Source organism: Aquicoccus porphyridii (assembly GCF_008369105.1).
Lineage (GTDB): Bacteria > Pseudomonadota > Alphaproteobacteria > Rhodobacterales > Rhodobacteraceae > Aquicoccus > Aquicoccus porphyridii.
Genome location: NZ_VINQ01000012.1, coordinates 78,375 through 93,145, shown reverse-complemented (window position 1 = coordinate 93,145; position 14,771 = coordinate 78,375). Strand labels below are relative to the sequence as shown.

The 14,771-nt window shown below is 64.9% G+C and carries 14 protein-coding genes; 6 read left to right on the top strand and 8 right to left on the bottom strand.

Annotation, left to right across the window (positions count from 1 at the left end):
* Positions 1-22 precede the first annotated feature (22 nt).
* From FLO80_RS15000 to puuE, 3 genes are read right to left on the bottom strand one after another with little or no spacing between them, the layout of a single operon-like run.
* A complete protein-coding gene (locus tag FLO80_RS15000) occupies positions 23-508 on the bottom strand; it encodes an ureidoglycolate lyase (protein ID WP_111362499.1) in 486 nt (161 codons plus the stop codon).
* Positions 505-1,323, bottom strand: a complete 819-nt coding sequence (locus tag FLO80_RS14995) for a bifunctional allantoicase/(S)-ureidoglycine aminohydrolase (RefSeq protein ID WP_111362498.1) — start codon at positions 1,321-1,323, stop codon at positions 505-507. The genes FLO80_RS15000 and FLO80_RS14995 overlap by 4 nt, the downstream gene beginning before the upstream one ends.
* The gene (gene puuE, locus FLO80_RS14990; RefSeq protein WP_111362497.1) at positions 1,320-2,732 is read right to left on the bottom strand and encodes an allantoinase PuuE; all 1,413 of its coding nucleotides are present in this window, start codon (positions 2,730-2,732) and stop codon (positions 1,320-1,322) included. Before puuE ends, FLO80_RS14995 begins: the two co-directional genes overlap by 4 nt.
* Before the next feature lie 296 nt (positions 2,733-3,028).
* Here puuE and smpB point away from each other — a divergent pair, with 296 nt between their 5' ends.
* The 4 genes from smpB (at position 3,029) to FLO80_RS14970 (ending at position 6,037) form a co-directional block, all read left to right on the top strand.
* Entirely contained in the window at positions 3,029-3,505 is a 477-nt protein-coding gene (smpB, locus tag FLO80_RS14985) for an SsrA-binding protein SmpB (protein WP_111362496.1), read from the top strand.
* A gap of 120 nt (positions 3,506-3,625) precedes the next feature.
* The gene (locus FLO80_RS14980; RefSeq protein ID WP_111362495.1) at positions 3,626-3,904 is read left to right on the top strand and encodes a hypothetical protein; all 279 of its coding nucleotides are present in this window, start codon (positions 3,626-3,628) and stop codon (positions 3,902-3,904) included.
* A 91-nt stretch (positions 3,905-3,995) separates the two neighbouring features.
* A complete protein-coding gene (gene sseA, locus FLO80_RS14975) occupies positions 3,996-4,853 on the top strand; it encodes a 3-mercaptopyruvate sulfurtransferase (RefSeq protein ID WP_111362494.1) in 858 nt (285 codons plus the stop codon).
* Entirely contained in the window at positions 4,853-6,037 is a 1,185-nt protein-coding gene (locus FLO80_RS14970) for an amino acid aminotransferase (RefSeq protein WP_111362493.1), read from the top strand. The genes sseA and FLO80_RS14970 overlap by 1 nt, the downstream gene beginning before the upstream one ends.
* Before the next feature lie 186 nt (positions 6,038-6,223).
* On the opposite strand, the gene dapA is transcribed toward FLO80_RS14970, so the two are convergent.
* Complete coding sequence (gene dapA, locus FLO80_RS14965; protein ID WP_111362492.1) at positions 6,224-7,099, bottom strand: 4-hydroxy-tetrahydrodipicolinate synthase; 876 nt, start codon at positions 7,097-7,099, stop codon at positions 6,224-6,226.
* Positions 7,100-7,257: 158 nt separating this feature from the next.
* Here dapA and FLO80_RS14960 point away from each other — a divergent pair, with 158 nt between their 5' ends.
* A complete protein-coding gene (locus FLO80_RS14960; protein WP_188078306.1) occupies positions 7,258-9,237 on the top strand; it encodes a lytic transglycosylase domain-containing protein in 1,980 nt (659 codons plus the stop codon).
* Here FLO80_RS14960 and FLO80_RS14955 read toward each other — a convergent pair.
* Positions 9,202-10,068 (bottom strand): DMT family transporter, encoded by an 867-nt coding sequence (locus FLO80_RS14955; RefSeq protein WP_111362490.1) that lies wholly within the window; start codon positions 10,066-10,068, stop codon positions 9,202-9,204. The two genes, FLO80_RS14960 and FLO80_RS14955, sit on opposite strands and share 36 nt — an antisense overlap.
* Complete coding sequence (gene mnmC2 / locus FLO80_RS14950; RefSeq protein ID WP_146611003.1) at positions 10,065-10,736, bottom strand: tRNA (5-methylaminomethyl-2-thiouridine)(34)-methyltransferase MnmC2; 672 nt, start codon at positions 10,734-10,736, stop codon at positions 10,065-10,067. Before mnmC2 ends, FLO80_RS14955 begins: the two co-directional genes overlap by 4 nt.
* Before the next feature lie 64 nt (positions 10,737-10,800).
* Between mnmC2 and FLO80_RS14945 the strand changes: the two genes are divergently transcribed.
* On the top strand, positions 10,801-11,835 hold the full coding sequence (locus FLO80_RS14945; RefSeq protein WP_111362489.1) for an NAD(P)/FAD-dependent oxidoreductase: 1,035 nt from the start codon (positions 10,801-10,803) through the stop codon (positions 11,833-11,835).
* A gap of 3 nt (positions 11,836-11,838) precedes the next feature.
* On the opposite strand, the gene FLO80_RS14940 is transcribed toward FLO80_RS14945, so the two are convergent.
* Positions 11,839-12,645, bottom strand: coding sequence for an HTD2 family dehydratase (locus FLO80_RS14940; protein WP_111362488.1), 807 nt, complete (start codon positions 12,643-12,645; stop codon positions 11,839-11,841).
* Between the two features lie 41 nt (positions 12,646-12,686).
* Positions 12,687-14,567, bottom strand: coding sequence for a polysaccharide biosynthesis protein (locus tag FLO80_RS14935; RefSeq protein WP_111363148.1), 1,881 nt, complete (start codon positions 14,565-14,567; stop codon positions 12,687-12,689).
* Positions 14,568-14,771: the final 204 nt, after the last annotated feature.

Here is a 14,771-nt window from a genome sequence, read left to right as displayed (position 1 = left end):
GCCATTCTTTCCGGCAGTTTGGTTAGATCTCCACCATGATCGGCGGGTCCAATGTGTGTTCTTCAAGGTTCGCACCGTCCCCGATCCGGTCCACCACCGCGAACAGCCCCGGATCGTGCAGCGGCGTGAGAACCCCGTGCCACGTGCCGCGATGGAAATTCACCCCCTGATCGCCGCCGGCCAGAAAGGCGCGCGGCTGGCCGGGTTGGTCGCCCATGTCCGGTGCCACGATCACCAGCCAGTCGTGCCCATGCATCGGCAGAAACGCCTGGCTGCCCTCGGGATGCCGCTCCAGCAGGTCGAGCCGATAGGGCAGCGCCCGCGCCTCGGCGCGGAAGATCGACACACCCGCGCGCCCGCCCGGCCCGAAATCGAGCCGCGCGAGGTCGTGCCAGCGCCCGCACATCCCGCGATTGATGATCCGGTCGGGCTCGCCCACGGCCTCAAGCACCTCGCCGAAAGGCTCGAAAGCCTCCGCCGTCAACCGCTCGGCCGTGATCCCCGTCATCCGCCCACCTTCAGCGGCACATGCCGGTTCACATCCTTGTAAAGCAGATAGCGGAAATCCGCGTCGCCCTCGGCGATGCAGGCCTGCGGGCAGAACGCGCGCAGCCACATGAAATCGCCCGGCCCCACATCGACCCAATCCCTGTTGAGCAGGTATTTTGCCCGGCCCTGAAGCACGTAGATGCCATGCTCCATCACGTGGGTCTCGGCAAAGGGAATGCGCCCGCCGGGCCGGAAGGTCACGATATTGAGATGGCAATCATGGCGCAGGTCATCCGGGGCAACGAACCGCGTCGTGCCCCACTTGTCGGTGCCGGGCATCCAGTCCACGGCGACATCGCGCTCGTTGGTGACAAACGCATCGGGCCGTCCCACCCCCGGCGCCCCGACCCAATGCCTGCGCACCCAGTGGAACCTGAGCGGCTCCGGCCCCGGGTTGTGCAGCCACCAATCCGCCCCCGCCGGAACATAGGCATAGCCGCCCGGCCCCATCTCGTGCGGCGCACCGTCGATGGTCAGTTGCGCGCGCCCCTCGGCCACAAACAGGATCGCCTCGGCACCCGCATCCGGCTCGGGCGTGTCGCTGCCACCACCGGGCGCCACCTCGACCGCGTATTGCGCGAAACTCTCGGCAAAGCCGGTCAGCGGCCGCGCCAGAATCCAGGCGCGGGTATGGGTCCAGCCGGGCAGGAAACTTGTCACGATGTCGCGCATGGTGATCGCCGGGATCACGGCATAGGCCTCGGTAAAGACCGCCTTGCCTTCGGGGTTCACCGACTGGTTCGGCAATCCGCCGGGGGGAAAGGCATAGCTCACAACATATCCTCCAGCCGCAGCCGCGCGATCCGCTCGACCTGTTTGCAGGCTTCCTCGAACTCGACCTCGGTCGGGTTGGCGATCCGCCGCTCGAACGCGGCGAGGATTCCCGCCTTGTCATGGTCGCGCACCGCGATGATGAAGGGAAAACCGTGCTTCTCGACATAGGCGGTGTTCAACTCGCCAAACCGCGCCCGCTCCGCATCGGTCAGCGCATCCAGCCCGGCACTGGCCTGCTCCGCCGTCGACTCGGCCGTCAGCCGCGCCGCCGCGGCCAGCTTCCCGGCCAGATCGGGGTGCGCCTTCAAGACGCCCAGCCGTTCCGCGTCACTGGCCGAGCGAAACGCCCGCGCCAGCGCATTGTGCAGCCCCGCCGCCCGGTCATGCGCCGGGCCAAGCTCAAGCTCCCACGCCCGTTCCGCGATCCACGGCGAATGCTCGAACACCCCGCCGAACCGCTCCACGAACTCCGCGCGTGCCATCGCGCTGGGCCGGTCCCGTCGCACATGCGGATGCCTATCGGCCCAATGGCGCGCGATGTCGATGCGTCGCGGGCACCACACCCCGTCGAACCGCGTGATATACTCGAGAAACCGCGCCAGCCCGGCAATCTTGCCCGGCCGCCCGATCAGGCGGCAATGCAGGCCGATGCTCATCATCGCCGGGCGGCCCTCCTTGCCCTCGTGATAGAGCGTGTCGAACGCATCGCGCAGGTAGGAATAGAACTGCTCGCCGGTGATATACCCCGGCGCGGTGGCAAAGCGCATGTCATTGGCTTCAAGCGTGTAGGGAATGATCAACTGATCCCGCTCGCCCACCTCCAGCCAATAGGGCAGGTCGTCGTCATAGGTGTCGCTGATGTAATCGAACCCGCCCTCTTCGGCGACGAGCCGCACCGTGTTCTCGCTGCACCGCCCAGTATACCAGCCGCGCGGCCGCTCGCCCACCACCTCGGTATGAAGCCGCACCGCCTCGCTGATGGCCGCGCGTTCATCCTCCGGCGCCATGTCCTTGTGCTCGACCCATTTGAGCCCGTGCGACGCGATCTCCCACCCGGCGTCCTTCATTGCCTCGACCTGCTCGGGGCTGCGCGCCAGCGCGCTCGCCACGCCATAGATGGTCAGCGGAATACCCGCCCCGGTGAACAGCCGGTGCAGCCGCCAGAACCCGGCCCGCGCGCCGTATTCATAGATCGATTCCATGTTCCAGTGCCGCTGCCCGGGCCACGGTGCCGCCCCCGCGATATCCGACAGGAACGCCTCGGAACCCGCATCGCCATGCAGCACGCAATTCTCGCCCCCCTCTTCATAGTTGAGCACGAATTGCACGGCGATCCGGGCGGAACCCGGCCATTGCGGATCGGGCCGGTCGGCCCCGTATCCGATCATGTTGCGGGGGTAACGGTTCATTGGATTTCCTGTCATGACACTGCCCTTTTACGGCAGAGATGGATCATCTGTTATCAAAAAAAGACGAAAGCACTTTTCATTTTCTGCCAGAGCTTGAAAATGCGGCCCCGGGGCGCCCGGCGCGTTAACCAAATCGACCCCCGCCCCGGACGCATACCCCGGCAGCCGGATGGCAGCCGGGCAGCAGCCGGGAGTCACCCCCCGATTTTTCGCCGAAAAATCGTGTTAACCGCGCGGGGCGGTGGCTTAACCTTCCCCTCGACAGTGGCCCTGCCGGGCGTTAGAAAACGCCGGCTATGGCCAAGGAAAAAACCAATCCCAACTACAAGGTAATCGCGGAAAACCGCCGCGCGCGCTTCGATTATGCGATCGAGGAAGATCTCGAATGCGGCATCATGCTGCAAGGTTCCGAGGTCAAGTCGCTGCGCCAGGGCAGTGCCAATATCGCCGAATCCTATGCCCATGTGGACAATGGCGAATTGTGGCTGGTCAACAGCTATGTTGCGCCCTACGAACAGGCCAAGACCTTTGGCCACGAAGAGCGCCGCAAGCGCAAGCTCTTGGTTTCACGCAAGGAATTGGCCCGTCTCTGGAACGCGACCCAGCGCAAGGGGATGACGCTGGTGCCCTTGGTGCTCTACTTCAACCACCGCGGAATCGCCAAGATCAAGATCGGCATCGGCAAGGGCAAGAAGGCCCATGACAAGCGCGCGACCGAGGCCAAGCGCGACTGGAACCGCCAGAAACAGCGCCTCCTGCGCCACGGGGAATAGCGAGACGATTCTCCCATAGGGCGAACGCGGCCCGCCATGCTAGGATTGCCCCGACACCAAACGGCGCCCGGGTCAGCCTTTGGTAAGGATTTTGGTTTAGACCCCAGGAGGAAAGTTAACGTGGAACTCTTGATCAGCCTGATTTCCGGCGCCATCGGAGGCAATGTCGCTGGCGGCCTTCTGAAGAATCTCAACCAGGGCACGCTCATCAACTCGATCGCGGGCATCGTCGGTGGCGGCCTTGGCGGGCAGATCCTGACCGCGCTCGGTGCGGGCGGTCTTGCGGCTGGTGGCGGCATGGATGTCGGCGCCATCCTCGGGCAGATCGCGTCGGGCGGTGTCGGGGGCGGCGTCCTGCTGGCCATCGTCGGCGTGGTCCGTAACATGCTGGCCAAATGAACCGCTTTGCCGGGCGTCCGTCATGGGCGTCCGGCCTTGTCAGTTTCGCCCCCCCGCGCTAGTCATGACATGAACCGCATGGGGGGCAAACATGGCGCAAGACGATACCGGAACCCTGGTCTCGACCGAATGGCTCGCGGCCCATCTCAAGGACCCTGATCTTCGGGTGCTCGACGGGACGTGGCACATGCCGGGCGATCCGCGCGATGCCAAGGCCGAATACGCCGCCGCGCACATCCCCGGCGCGCGCTATTTCGACATCGACGACATCGCCGACGCGCGCTCGGACCTGCCGCACATGGCCCCGCCGATCGAGAAATTCATGAGCCGTCTCAGGGGGATGGGCGTCGGTGACGGACATCAGGTGGTGATCTATGACGCCCACGGGCTGCAAACCGCGGCGCGGGTCTGGTGGCTCTTCCGCCTGATGGGTCAGGATAATGTCGCCGTGCTCGACGGCGGGTTTCCGAAATGGCTGGCCGAGGGGCGCGCGGTCGAAGACCTGCCCCCGGTGATCCGCGACCGCCACATGACCGCACGGCGTCAGAACCAACTGGTCAAGGACGTGACACAGGTCTCGGCAGCCGCCAAGCTGGGCGATTACGAGATCATCGACGCGCGCTCGGCCGGGCGTTTCGCGGGCACCGATCCAGAGCCACGACCCGACCTGCGCCCCGGCCATATCCCCGGGTCGAAAAACCTGCCCTTCCCCGATTTGCTCAACGAAGACAAGACGATGAAATCCCCCGAGGAGTTGCGCGCGGTCTTCGAGCGCGCCGGGGTGGACCTCACCAAACCCGCGATCACCTCCTGCGGGTCGGGTGTGACCGCCTGTGTCATCGCCCTCGCAATGGAGCGGATCGGCAAGAAGGACTGGTCGGTCTATGACGGTTCCTGGACCGAATGGGGCGCCTTTCCCACCCTGCCTGTCGAGACCGGAGACGCCTGATGTTCAATGCCCTGTCGCAACAGCCGGTCGACAAGATCATGCAGCTCATGCACATGTTCCGCGAAGATCCGCGCGAGGACAAGATCGACCTTGGCGTCGGTGTCTACAAGAACGCCGAAGGTGTGACCCCGGTCATGCGCGCCGTGAAGGCCGCCGAGAAAACCCTTTGGCAAGAACAGGATACCAAGGCCTATGTCGGGCTGGCGGGCGACCCCGCCTTTGCCGATGCGATGGCTTCACTGGTGCTGGGCGACGCGGTGCCGCGTGACCGGGTGGCCGCCGTGGCCACGCCCGGTGGCACCGGCGCGGTCCGTCAGGCGTTCGAGCTGATGCTGATGGCCAACCCCGGGGTGCGCGTGTTCGTCAGCGACCCGACCTGGCCCAACCATATCGGAATCCTCAACTATCTCGGGATCGAGATCGTCACCTACCGTTATTTCGACGGTGAAACCGGCGCGGTGGATTTCGCCGGGATGATGGAGGATCTGCGCCAGTTGCGCGCCGGTGACGTGGTTCTGCTGCATGGCTGCTGCCACAACCCGACCGGCGCCAACCTGACCCTGCCGGAATGGCGACAGGTGATCGAGCGGCTCAACGCGACCGGGGCCGTGCCGATGATCGACATCGCCTACCAGGGTTTTGGCGACGGCCTCGACGCCGATGCGGCCCCCACGCGGCTGGTGGCCGAATTCTGTCCTGAAACGCTGATCGCGGCGAGCTGTTCCAAGAATTTCGGCGTTTACCGCGAACGCACCGGCATCCTGATGGCTGTGGCCCATGAACCCGCACCGAAGGCGCTGGCGCAGGAAAACCTGACCTCGCTCAACCGCATGAACTATTCCTTCCCGCCCGATCATGGCGCGCGGGTGGTGACGATGATCCTCACCGACGACGCGTTGCGCGCCGACTGGATGGCCGAACTGGAGGACACCCGCCTCGGCATGCTCCGCCTGCGCGAGGCCCTGGCGGGCGAGTTGCAGAAACTCTCGGGCAGCGACCGATTCGGCTTTCTCGCGCAGCATCGCGGCATGTTCAGCCTCTTGGGCACCACGCCCGACCTGGTCGAACGTCTGCGCGCCGAACACGGCATCTACATGATCGGCGATTCGCGCATGAACATTGCCGGGCTCAACGACCGCACCGTGCCGATCCTCGCCCGCGCGATCCTCGCCGTCGGGATCTGAGGCTCAGTATTCGAGTCGTAGCGTATCACCGTTGATCGAACGCGCCACTGCCCGGCCTTGAGCCGAGCCCCCCCAGTCTTGTCAGAGGCCCCGGCTCAAGGCCGGGACGGCCGACTCCGATCCGGTGCGACATGCCATAGATGGCAGCCGACTCGCCTTCAACGCAAAGGGCGATGATGCGTAACCTCAGTTCATCAACCCGGCATGGCGCATCGCATCGTCGATGCGCGCCTTGACGCCCTCGGACACGGTGGTGAGCGGCAGACGTACCTCGTCGCTGCACAGGCCCAGCCGTGACATCGCGTATTTCGCCCCGGCAAGCCCGGGTTCGAGGAAGATCGCGACATGCAGCGGCATCAACCGATCCTGGTAGCCAAGCGCGGCGGCATAATCCCCGGCCAGCGTTGCCTCCTGGAACTCGGAGCAAAGCTTGGGCGCGACATTGGCGGTGACCGAGATACAGCCCACCCCGCCATGCGCGTTGAAGCCAAGCGCGGTGGCATCCTCGCCCGAGATCTGGATGAAATCGGTGCCACAGGTGATCCGCGTCAGTGGCACCCGCGCCAGGTCGCCGGTGGCATCCTTGACCCCGACGATGCGCGGCAGCTTGGCCAACTCGCCCATGGTGTCCGGCATCATGTCAACCACCGACCGGCCGGGAATGTTGTAGATGATGATCGGCAGATCACAGCAATCGTGCACGGCGGCGAAATGCGCGATCATGCCCTGCTGGGTCGGCTTGTTGTAATAGGGCGTCACCACGAGGATCGCATCCGCGCCCACGCTTTCGGCATGCTTGGCAAAGCGGATCGCCTCGACCGTGTTGTTCGACCCGGCCCCGGCAATGACCGGCACCCGCCCGTTGGCGGCCTTGACCACTTCCTCAATGACCTGTTCATGCTCGCGATGCGACAGGGTGGGGCTTTCGCCCGTGGTGCCGACCGGCACGATCCCGTGCGAGCCTTCGGCGATATGCCACTCGACCAGCTTCTTGAGCGTCTCGATATCCAACTCGCCGTTCTTGAACGGCGTGACCAGGGCAGGAATGGACCCTTTGAACATGGCGACGCTCCTTCTTTCAATGTCGGGCGGCAGGCCCGGCTGTGCTCGGTCACATGGTGCGCCGGATCGTGCCACCCTTCGGGTTTGTGAATTGAAGGCTAGGGCACGGGCGCTATGCTGGGCTTGTCTATCCGGATTCATGCGAGGAAATGCAAGGGATGTTGCGGCTGGTTGCGTTGATTTTCTGCCTTGCCGGGCTGGTCGGAGCGGCCATGGCCGCGCCCGATCGCGCGCCGCGCCCGCTTGCCAGTGCCCTGCACGCCTCGCAGCGCGGCGATTGGGACCGCGCCGCCGAACTGGCCGCGCGGGACGGTCCTGCCGCCGTCTCGCTGATCGAATGGTATCGCCTGCGCGCCGGGCGCGGCACCCCGCAGCAGGTTCTTGCCTTCCTCGACGGCCACGCGCACTGGCCCGGTCTCGATCTCTTGCGCAAGCGCAGCGAGGCTGCCTTTGAAACCGCCCCGCATGAGCAGGTTCTGGCCTTTTTCGACGGGCACCCGCCGCAAACCGGGCGCGGTGTCCTGCGTCACGCCCGCGCGCTTGCGGCCACGGGGGCCTTGGGCGACGCCGAGGTCGGGCTGGTCCTCGCGTGGCGCAGTTTCCACCTGGGTGCCGATGAACATGCCGATTTCCTGGCGGCTCATGCCGACCTGCTTGCCCCGCATCACACGGCCCGGCTCGACATGGCGCTCTGGCGCGGTCTGGAAAGCGATGTGCGCCTCATGCTGCCGCTGGTCGATGAAGGCTGGCGCGCGCTGGCCGCCGCCCGGCAGGGGCTGCGCGCCGGGGCAGGGGATGTCGATATGCTCATCGAAGCCGTGCCCGAGGCGTTGCAGGACGATCCCGGGCTGGCCTATGAACGCTTCCTCTGGCGTCTCGGCAAGGGTCTGCGCGACGAGGCCATCGCGCTTTTGCTTGACCGCAGCACCACCGCCACCCTGGGCGAGCCGGGCCGCTGGGCCGGTTGGCGGCGCAACCTTGCGCGCGGTGAAATGCGGGCGGGCCGGGCGAATCTTGCCTACCGGATCGCCACCAATCACGGGCTGATCGAAGGCGCATCCTTTGCCGATCTCGAATGGCTGGCCGGGTATGTCGCGCTCACCCAACTGGACGATCCGGCCCGCGCGCTTGCGCATTTCCGCGCCTTTACCGGTGCCGTTGACACCCCGATTTCGCTCGGGCGTGCGGGCTATTGGCTGGGCCGCGCCTACGCGGCGCTGGGGGATGCCACGACCGCGCAGGTGGCCTATGCCGAAGGCGCCAAGTACCAGACGAGCTTTTACGGGCTCCTCGCGGCGGAACAGGCAGGGATCGCCCCGCCTGTCGAACTTGGAGGGGCCGAGTATTTCCCGGCATGGCAACAGGCCGATTTCGCCGACAGCGACCTCGTGAAGGTGGTCGAGCTTGCCCTCGCCATGGGCAACCTGACGCTGGCGGAATGGTTCGTCCTGCAACTGGCCGAAGGTCAGGACCGCAAACGGATCGGGCAGATCGGCAACATGATCGAGGATCTGGCCGCCACCTATCCCGATGCCGCGCATCTGGCCGTGATGCTGGGCAAATCCGCCGCGCGCCGGGGGATCGTTCTGCCCGGCCCCTATTATGCCCTGCACCCGATGAAGGACATGGTTCACACCGTGCCGGTCGAACTGGCCCTCGCCATCGCCCGCCGCGAGAGCGAGTTCGACCCGAGCGTGGCCAGCGGTGTCGGCGCACAGGGGCTCATGCAACTCATGCCCGCCACCGCGAAAGAGGTGGCGCGCGATCTGGGGCTCGATCACGACCCGGCTCAGGTGATCACCGATTGGCGCTATAACGCGACCTTGGGCAGCGCCTATCTTGCCGGTCTTGCGCGCCGCTTCGATGGCAACGTGGTCATGGTTTCGGCAGGCTACAACGCCGGGCCGGGCCGCCCGATCCGCTGGATGCAAGAGCGCGGCGACCCACGCCGGGGCGAGATCGACGTGATCGACTGGATCGAGCATATCCCGTTCCGCGAAACCCGCAATTACGTGATGCGCGTGGCCGAATCGCTGCCCGTCTACCGTGCCCGGCTGGGGCTTGATCCGCTCTCCGAACCGTTCAGCCGCGAACTCACGGGGTCAAGCGTTCTGCCGCTCCCGCCACAGAGTGAATAGCCCCGCCCCCACGATCAGCCCGGCGCCCAGCGCCACGTTGAGTTTCACGACCTCGCCAAAGATCATCACCCCGATGACCGAGGCAAAGACCAGTTGCAGATAGGCAAAGGGCTGCACCGCGCTGGCCTCGGCTACCTCGTAGGTCTTGATCAACAGCCAATGCCCCAACGCGCCGGTGATGCACAGCACCCCCATCCACGCCCAGTCGCTGGCGATCATCGACTCCCACGACCAGACACCGATCAGGGTCATCATCACCGCCCCCATCGTGCCGGTCCAGAAAAACGACGTGGCCGTGCTGTCGCGCCGCGCCGCATAGCGCGTCAAAAGCCCGTAAAGCGCAAACAGAAGCGCCGCGACAAGCGGCACCACCGCCTCGACCGCAAACACCCCGAAGCCCGGCCGCAGGATGATCAGCACACCGACAAACCCCACAGCGATCGCCACCCAGCGACGCCAGCCGACCCGCTCACCGAGGATCGGCCCCGACAGGGCAGCGATCAGAAGCGGATAACAGGTAAAGACCGCGTGGCTCTCGACAAGTCCAAGCAGGGTAAAGGCAAGGATCATCACGCAGATTTCCGTCGCCAGAAGCAGCCCGCGAAAGATCTGCAGGAACGGCTGCGTCGTGGCGGCGGCGGCGGCGATCCCGCCCGCCTTGCGCCGGGCCACCGCGATGACGAAGGCGGCAAAGAACCAATAGCGGATCATCACCACCATCAGCACGTTGTATTCCCCGGCCAGGTGCCGCGAAATCCCGTCCTGTGCTGCGAACACGAAGGTGGTGGCGATCATCAGGAGAATACCAAGGCGGGTGTTCTGCTCGGTCATTTCAAGGGCATCCTTGCGCTGGTCATGTGGCGTTTGCGGCCGAAACCGGCGCGGCGCGTGACCTCGAATCCGGCCGCGTGCAGCGCACGGCGCACATGCCCGGCGGCGGTATAGGTGGCCGCCGTTCCGCCCGGTGCGGTATGCGCGGCCACCGCCTGCATCAGTTCCGGCCCCCACAATTCGGGGTTCCGGGCGGGCGAGAACCCGTCGAGAAACCACGCATCGGCCCGCCCCGGCCAACGCGGCAGCATCTCGCGCGCATCGCCTTCGATCAGCTCGAACCGCAGATCAGGCAGATCGGCCACCGACCCCGATCCAAGCGCCTCAAGCAGGTCACCGCTTTCCGTCGCCAGTTCGGGAAACGCCGAATGGGCGGCCCGCATATCCTCCACGCCCACCGGGAACGCCTCGAAACTGGTGAAATGCAACCGCCCGTCCTGCCCGCTCTCGCGCCAGAGCCGCAAGGCTGCCAAGAGGTTGAGCCCCGTGCCAAAGCCAAGTTCGGCCACGTGAAACCCGTCGCGAAACCGCGCGGCAAGGTCATTGCCGTCAAGGAAAACATGCCGGGTTTCGGCCAGCCCGTTGTCGAGACTGTAATAGGGATCATCGAACCGGGTCGAGACGGGCACCTTGCCCTCGCGCCATTCAAGTTCCGCACTCTGGCTCATTGCGCCCTGATCCCCTAGAACCCCGTGAACGGCGGGACAATGAAGACAGAGGGGCGCTTTGGCAATGGTCGACGTCACGATCCGCGGGGCCGGTGTTTTCGGCCTTTCCATCGCGTGGGAATGCCTCGCGCGCGGCGCAACGGTGCGCGTGGTCGACCCGAACGGCCCGGGCGCTGGCGCCTCGGGCGGCGTGGTGGGGGCCCTTGCCCCGCATGTGCCGGAAAACTGGAACGACAAGAAGGCGTTTCAACTGCAAAGCCTTCTGGCGGCCGAAGACTTCTGGGCCGGGGTGGAAGCCGCCGGGGGCATCTCGCCCGGTTTCGCCCGCTTGGGGCGGCTCCAGCCGGTGCTGGATGACAACGCGCTCGCCCTTGCACGGGCGCGCGAGGCAACAGCCCGAACACTTTGGCAGGGACGCGCCGAATGGCGCGTGATCGCCGCCGACACCACCGCCGACTGGACACCGCACAGCCCGACCGGCTGGCTCATCCACGACACGCTGACCGCGCGCATTCACCCGCGACAGGCGGTCCGGGCACTGGTGGCCGCGATCGGCGCCAAGGGTGGCGAGGTCACGGCAAAGGCAAGCGACGAGGGCGCGGTGATCTGGGCCGCGGGCACATGGGATCTCGACCGGATCAGCACCGCGCTCGGGCGCATGGTGGGCAATGGCGTCAAGGGGCAGGCCGCGCTCTTTGCACTGGATGCCCGCGACCGGCCACAGGTGTTCGCCGACGGCGTGCACATCATCCCCCATGCGGATGGCACCGTGGCCGTCGGCTCGACCAGCGAACGCGACTATGAGCACCCCGAAAGCACCGATGAGCGGCTCGACGCGGTGATCGCCAAGGCCATCGCTGCCATGCCCGTGCTCTCCGGTGTGCGGATCATCGAGGCATGGGCCGGACTGCGCCCCCGCGCCAAGAGCCGCGCGCCGATGCTTGGCCACCACCCGCTTGCCCCGGATCAGTTCATCGCCAATGGCGGCTTCAAGATCGGCTTCGGCATGGCCCCGGGCGTGGCGCGCGCCATGGCCGACCTCGTGCTTGATGGGCGCGATACCATCCCCGACGGCTTCCGCCCCGAAGCCTCGCTCTGACGCTCAAACCTCGGCTTCGGCCTGCATGCATTGCCGCCCGTCCGGGCCGCGCACCCAAAGCGCATGGCCTTTCCGGCACAGCGTCGCGGTCTCATGATGCATGAGCGGCGCCGTCGCCCGGAACGCGAACCCCCTGAGCGGGCCAAGCGTATCCTGCGCCATCAGCATCAGAAGCTGCGCCAGAAGCGGGCCATGCACGACAAGCCCGTCATACCCCTCGACCTCGCGGGCATAGCTCTCATCATAATGGATGCGGTGGCCGTTGAAGGTGAGCGCGGAATAGCGAAACAGCATCGTCGTGTCGAATGTCACATCCGTCGCGTGCTCCTCGCCCGTCGGTGCATCGGGCGGGACAGGGCGGGGTTGGCCCTTTGCCGGGTCGTCGCGATAGACCAGATCCTGCCATTCCGTCACGCACAGCGCGCCATGCTGCCGGATCTCGTGGCGCAACGTGACAAAACCCAGCGGCCCGCTCCGGCCCGTCTTGTGCCGCGCGCTCTCCACCACGCTCTGTTTTTCGGCCACCACGCCCGCCACCATCGGCGCGTGAAATCGCAGCCGCCCGCCAGCCCACATCCGTCGCGGCAACCCCACGTCGGGAATGAGGCCAATGCCGGTGCGCGGATGCCCGTCGCGCCCAAGCTCTTGCGGTGGCCGGGCGTCCCAGAAATAGAGCTGGTGAAAGAACGGTGGCAATTCCGCCCCCGGCTCCACGCCCCCCGCGCGCCCCAGAAGCGCCAGCATCGCAGAGGCGCGGGCCGGGTCGATGACATCGCTCTGGCGGTGTGTATCAAGGGCTTCAGGCGTCATGCGACGCACATGCGATTGCGCTGATACATCGGCAACCGGCCCTAGTTGATCTGCGTTTCGGTCTCATTCGTCGCTTCTTCGAAGCGTTCCACCCATTTTGAAATGACCGCCCGCGCCGCGTTTCGATCCTGCTTTTCAATAGCGATACGCAGATCCTTGAGTGCATTGGCCATTTCAAGCTCGCTCAGGAAATTCTCATGCGCCCGCATGATTTTCTGATGCGGCGTGGTCAGCATGTCCGAGGAGATCAGCAACTCCTCGTGAAGCTTTTCACCCGGGCGCAAGCCGATCTCGATGATCTTGATACCGCCGTCGGGCTTGGTCTCGTCCGCAACCGTCAGGCCCGCACCTTCGATCATCTGGTGCGCGAGTTTACGGATCGGGATCGGTTCTCCCATATCCAGAACGAACACATCCCCCCCGCGCGAGAAAGAGCCGGCCAGAAGGACCAGCCGCGCAGCTTCGGACATGGTCATGAAGTATCGCGTGACCTCTCCATGGGTGAGGGTCACGGGGCCGCCGCGGGCAATCTGTTCCTCGAAAAGCGGAATGACCGAACCCGACGATCCAAGGACATTGCCGAACCGCACCATGGAAAACCGCGTCTTTTCCGAGCGCGTGGCAAGATCCTGCACCACGAGTTCCGCAAGCCTTTTCGATGCACCCATCACGTTGGTGGGTCGCACCGCCTTGTCCGACGAGACGAGGATGAAGTGTTCGACCCCGGCCGCGCGTGCGGCATCGGCCATGATCTTGGTTCCGAAAACATTGTTTTCCAAACCGGAAATTTCGTTGGCTTCCACGATGGTGACATGCTTGTAGGCGGCGGCGTGCAGGACGACTTCGACCCCGTGTTCGGCAAGCGCCTTGTCCACCAGGGACCGATCGCAGACCGACCCCAGAACCGCTTTGATCGGGATGTCACCGGCGAGGTTGTCCAGTTCCTTCATGACGGTGTAGAGCGCAAGTTCCGAGTGATCCAGAAGAACGAGGCGCTCGGGCTTGCATGCGATCAGTTGCCGGCAAAGCTCCGACCCGATCGAGCCGCCAGCGCCCGTGATCATGATGCTGCGGCTGGAATAGGCCTCCGATACGGTCGGCAATTCCTGTTCCAGCCGATTGCGCCCGAGAAGATCGTGAAGCGAAACCGGTGTCATCCGCGCGCCGATGTCGCCACTGCTGATCATCGTGGCGAACGAAGGCAACGAGTGAACCTCGCACCCCATCAGGCGAAGCCGGTGGGCAATGCGCGCCTGTTCCGTCTGTGACGTGGACGGCATCGCCAGGACCACCCTGTCGATGCGATATTCGTTGATAAGTTCGCGAACCTTTGCCGGGACATAGACCGGCAAGCCCGAAATCACGAGGCTTTGCAAGGTCGGGTTGTCATCGACGAACGCAATCGGTTCGATCTTGTCATCGGTTCTGAGTGCCGCGGCCAACTGTTGACCTGTCTGCCCCGCCCCGTAAAGCAGCACCCGCGTGCGGTCGGTGCCCTTGCGATAGATCTGGATCAGGATCTGACGCAAGAGCAGCCGGGTCGATACGCCCGTGATCATCAGGACCATCGTGAATATGAGAATGGTCTCGGTGTTGATCGGATATCCGAGAAACGGGTTCAGAATGGCGGCCGTGCAGCCAATGATGGTCGCATAGATCGCTGTTCTCGCAATGCCCTGAACCTCGAACGCGTTGAGCTTGATCCGGGTGAGTCCGAGATAGTGCGACGACGCCATCGCGATGCCGATCAGGACAACGGAGAGCGGGAAAAGCGCCATGGCGAGATGCCAGTCGGCTTTCATCGCGGCATTCAGGAGCACCGACACGACCAACGCGACCGGCACAAGGCATGCATCGACGATCAGGAAGATCAGACGTTTTTGCTCGCGCGTCAAGGACGTGACCATGTCATAGAAAGCCATCTTGCCCTCCCCGGACTTCAGGTGTGACGCACCCGGAAAAAACGCAACGGTCCGCAATAAACCAAATCGATCTAGTCCAATACTTTGAATGTGATAACGATTCGCGTTCCGATCTCTCGGTTCAGCTTATTCTTTTGGCCATGATCGAGGCAAGGTAAGGTATTCTGATTGTGCGAAAAATCGCTCGCCGCCCCGCCCCGGGGC

Excerpts from the sequence above, each read along its gene's own strand:
- FLO80_RS15000 (WP_111362499.1), bottom strand. The coding sequence starts at position 508 with ATGACGGGGATCACGGCCGAGCGGTTGACGGCGGAGGCTTTCGAGCCT.
- puuE (WP_111362497.1), bottom strand. The coding sequence starts at position 2,732 with ATGAACCGTTACCCCCGCAACATGATCGGATACGGGGCCGACCGGCCC.
- smpB (WP_111362496.1), top strand. The coding sequence starts at position 3,029 with ATGGCCAAGGAAAAAACCAATCCCAACTACAAGGTAATCGCGGAAAAC.
- sseA (WP_111362494.1), top strand. The coding sequence starts at position 3,996 with ATGGCGCAAGACGATACCGGAACCCTGGTCTCGACCGAATGGCTCGCG.
- FLO80_RS14970 (WP_111362493.1), top strand. The coding sequence starts at position 4,853 with ATGTTCAATGCCCTGTCGCAACAGCCGGTCGACAAGATCATGCAGCTC.
- dapA (WP_111362492.1), bottom strand. The coding sequence starts at position 7,099 with ATGTTCAAAGGGTCCATTCCTGCCCTGGTCACGCCGTTCAAGAACGGC.
- FLO80_RS14960 (WP_188078306.1), top strand. The coding sequence starts at position 7,258 with ATGTTGCGGCTGGTTGCGTTGATTTTCTGCCTTGCCGGGCTGGTCGGA.
- FLO80_RS14955 (WP_111362490.1), bottom strand. The coding sequence starts at position 10,068 with ATGACCGAGCAGAACACCCGCCTTGGTATTCTCCTGATGATCGCCACC.
- mnmC2 (WP_146611003.1), bottom strand. The coding sequence starts at position 10,736 with ATGAGCCAGAGTGCGGAACTTGAATGGCGCGAGGGCAAGGTGCCCGTC.
- FLO80_RS14945 (WP_111362489.1), top strand. The coding sequence starts at position 10,801 with ATGGTCGACGTCACGATCCGCGGGGCCGGTGTTTTCGGCCTTTCCATC.
- FLO80_RS14940 (WP_111362488.1), bottom strand. The coding sequence starts at position 12,645 with ATGACGCCTGAAGCCCTTGATACACACCGCCAGAGCGATGTCATCGAC.
- FLO80_RS14935 (WP_111363148.1), bottom strand. The coding sequence starts at position 14,567 with ATGGCTTTCTATGACATGGTCACGTCCTTGACGCGCGAGCAAAAACGT.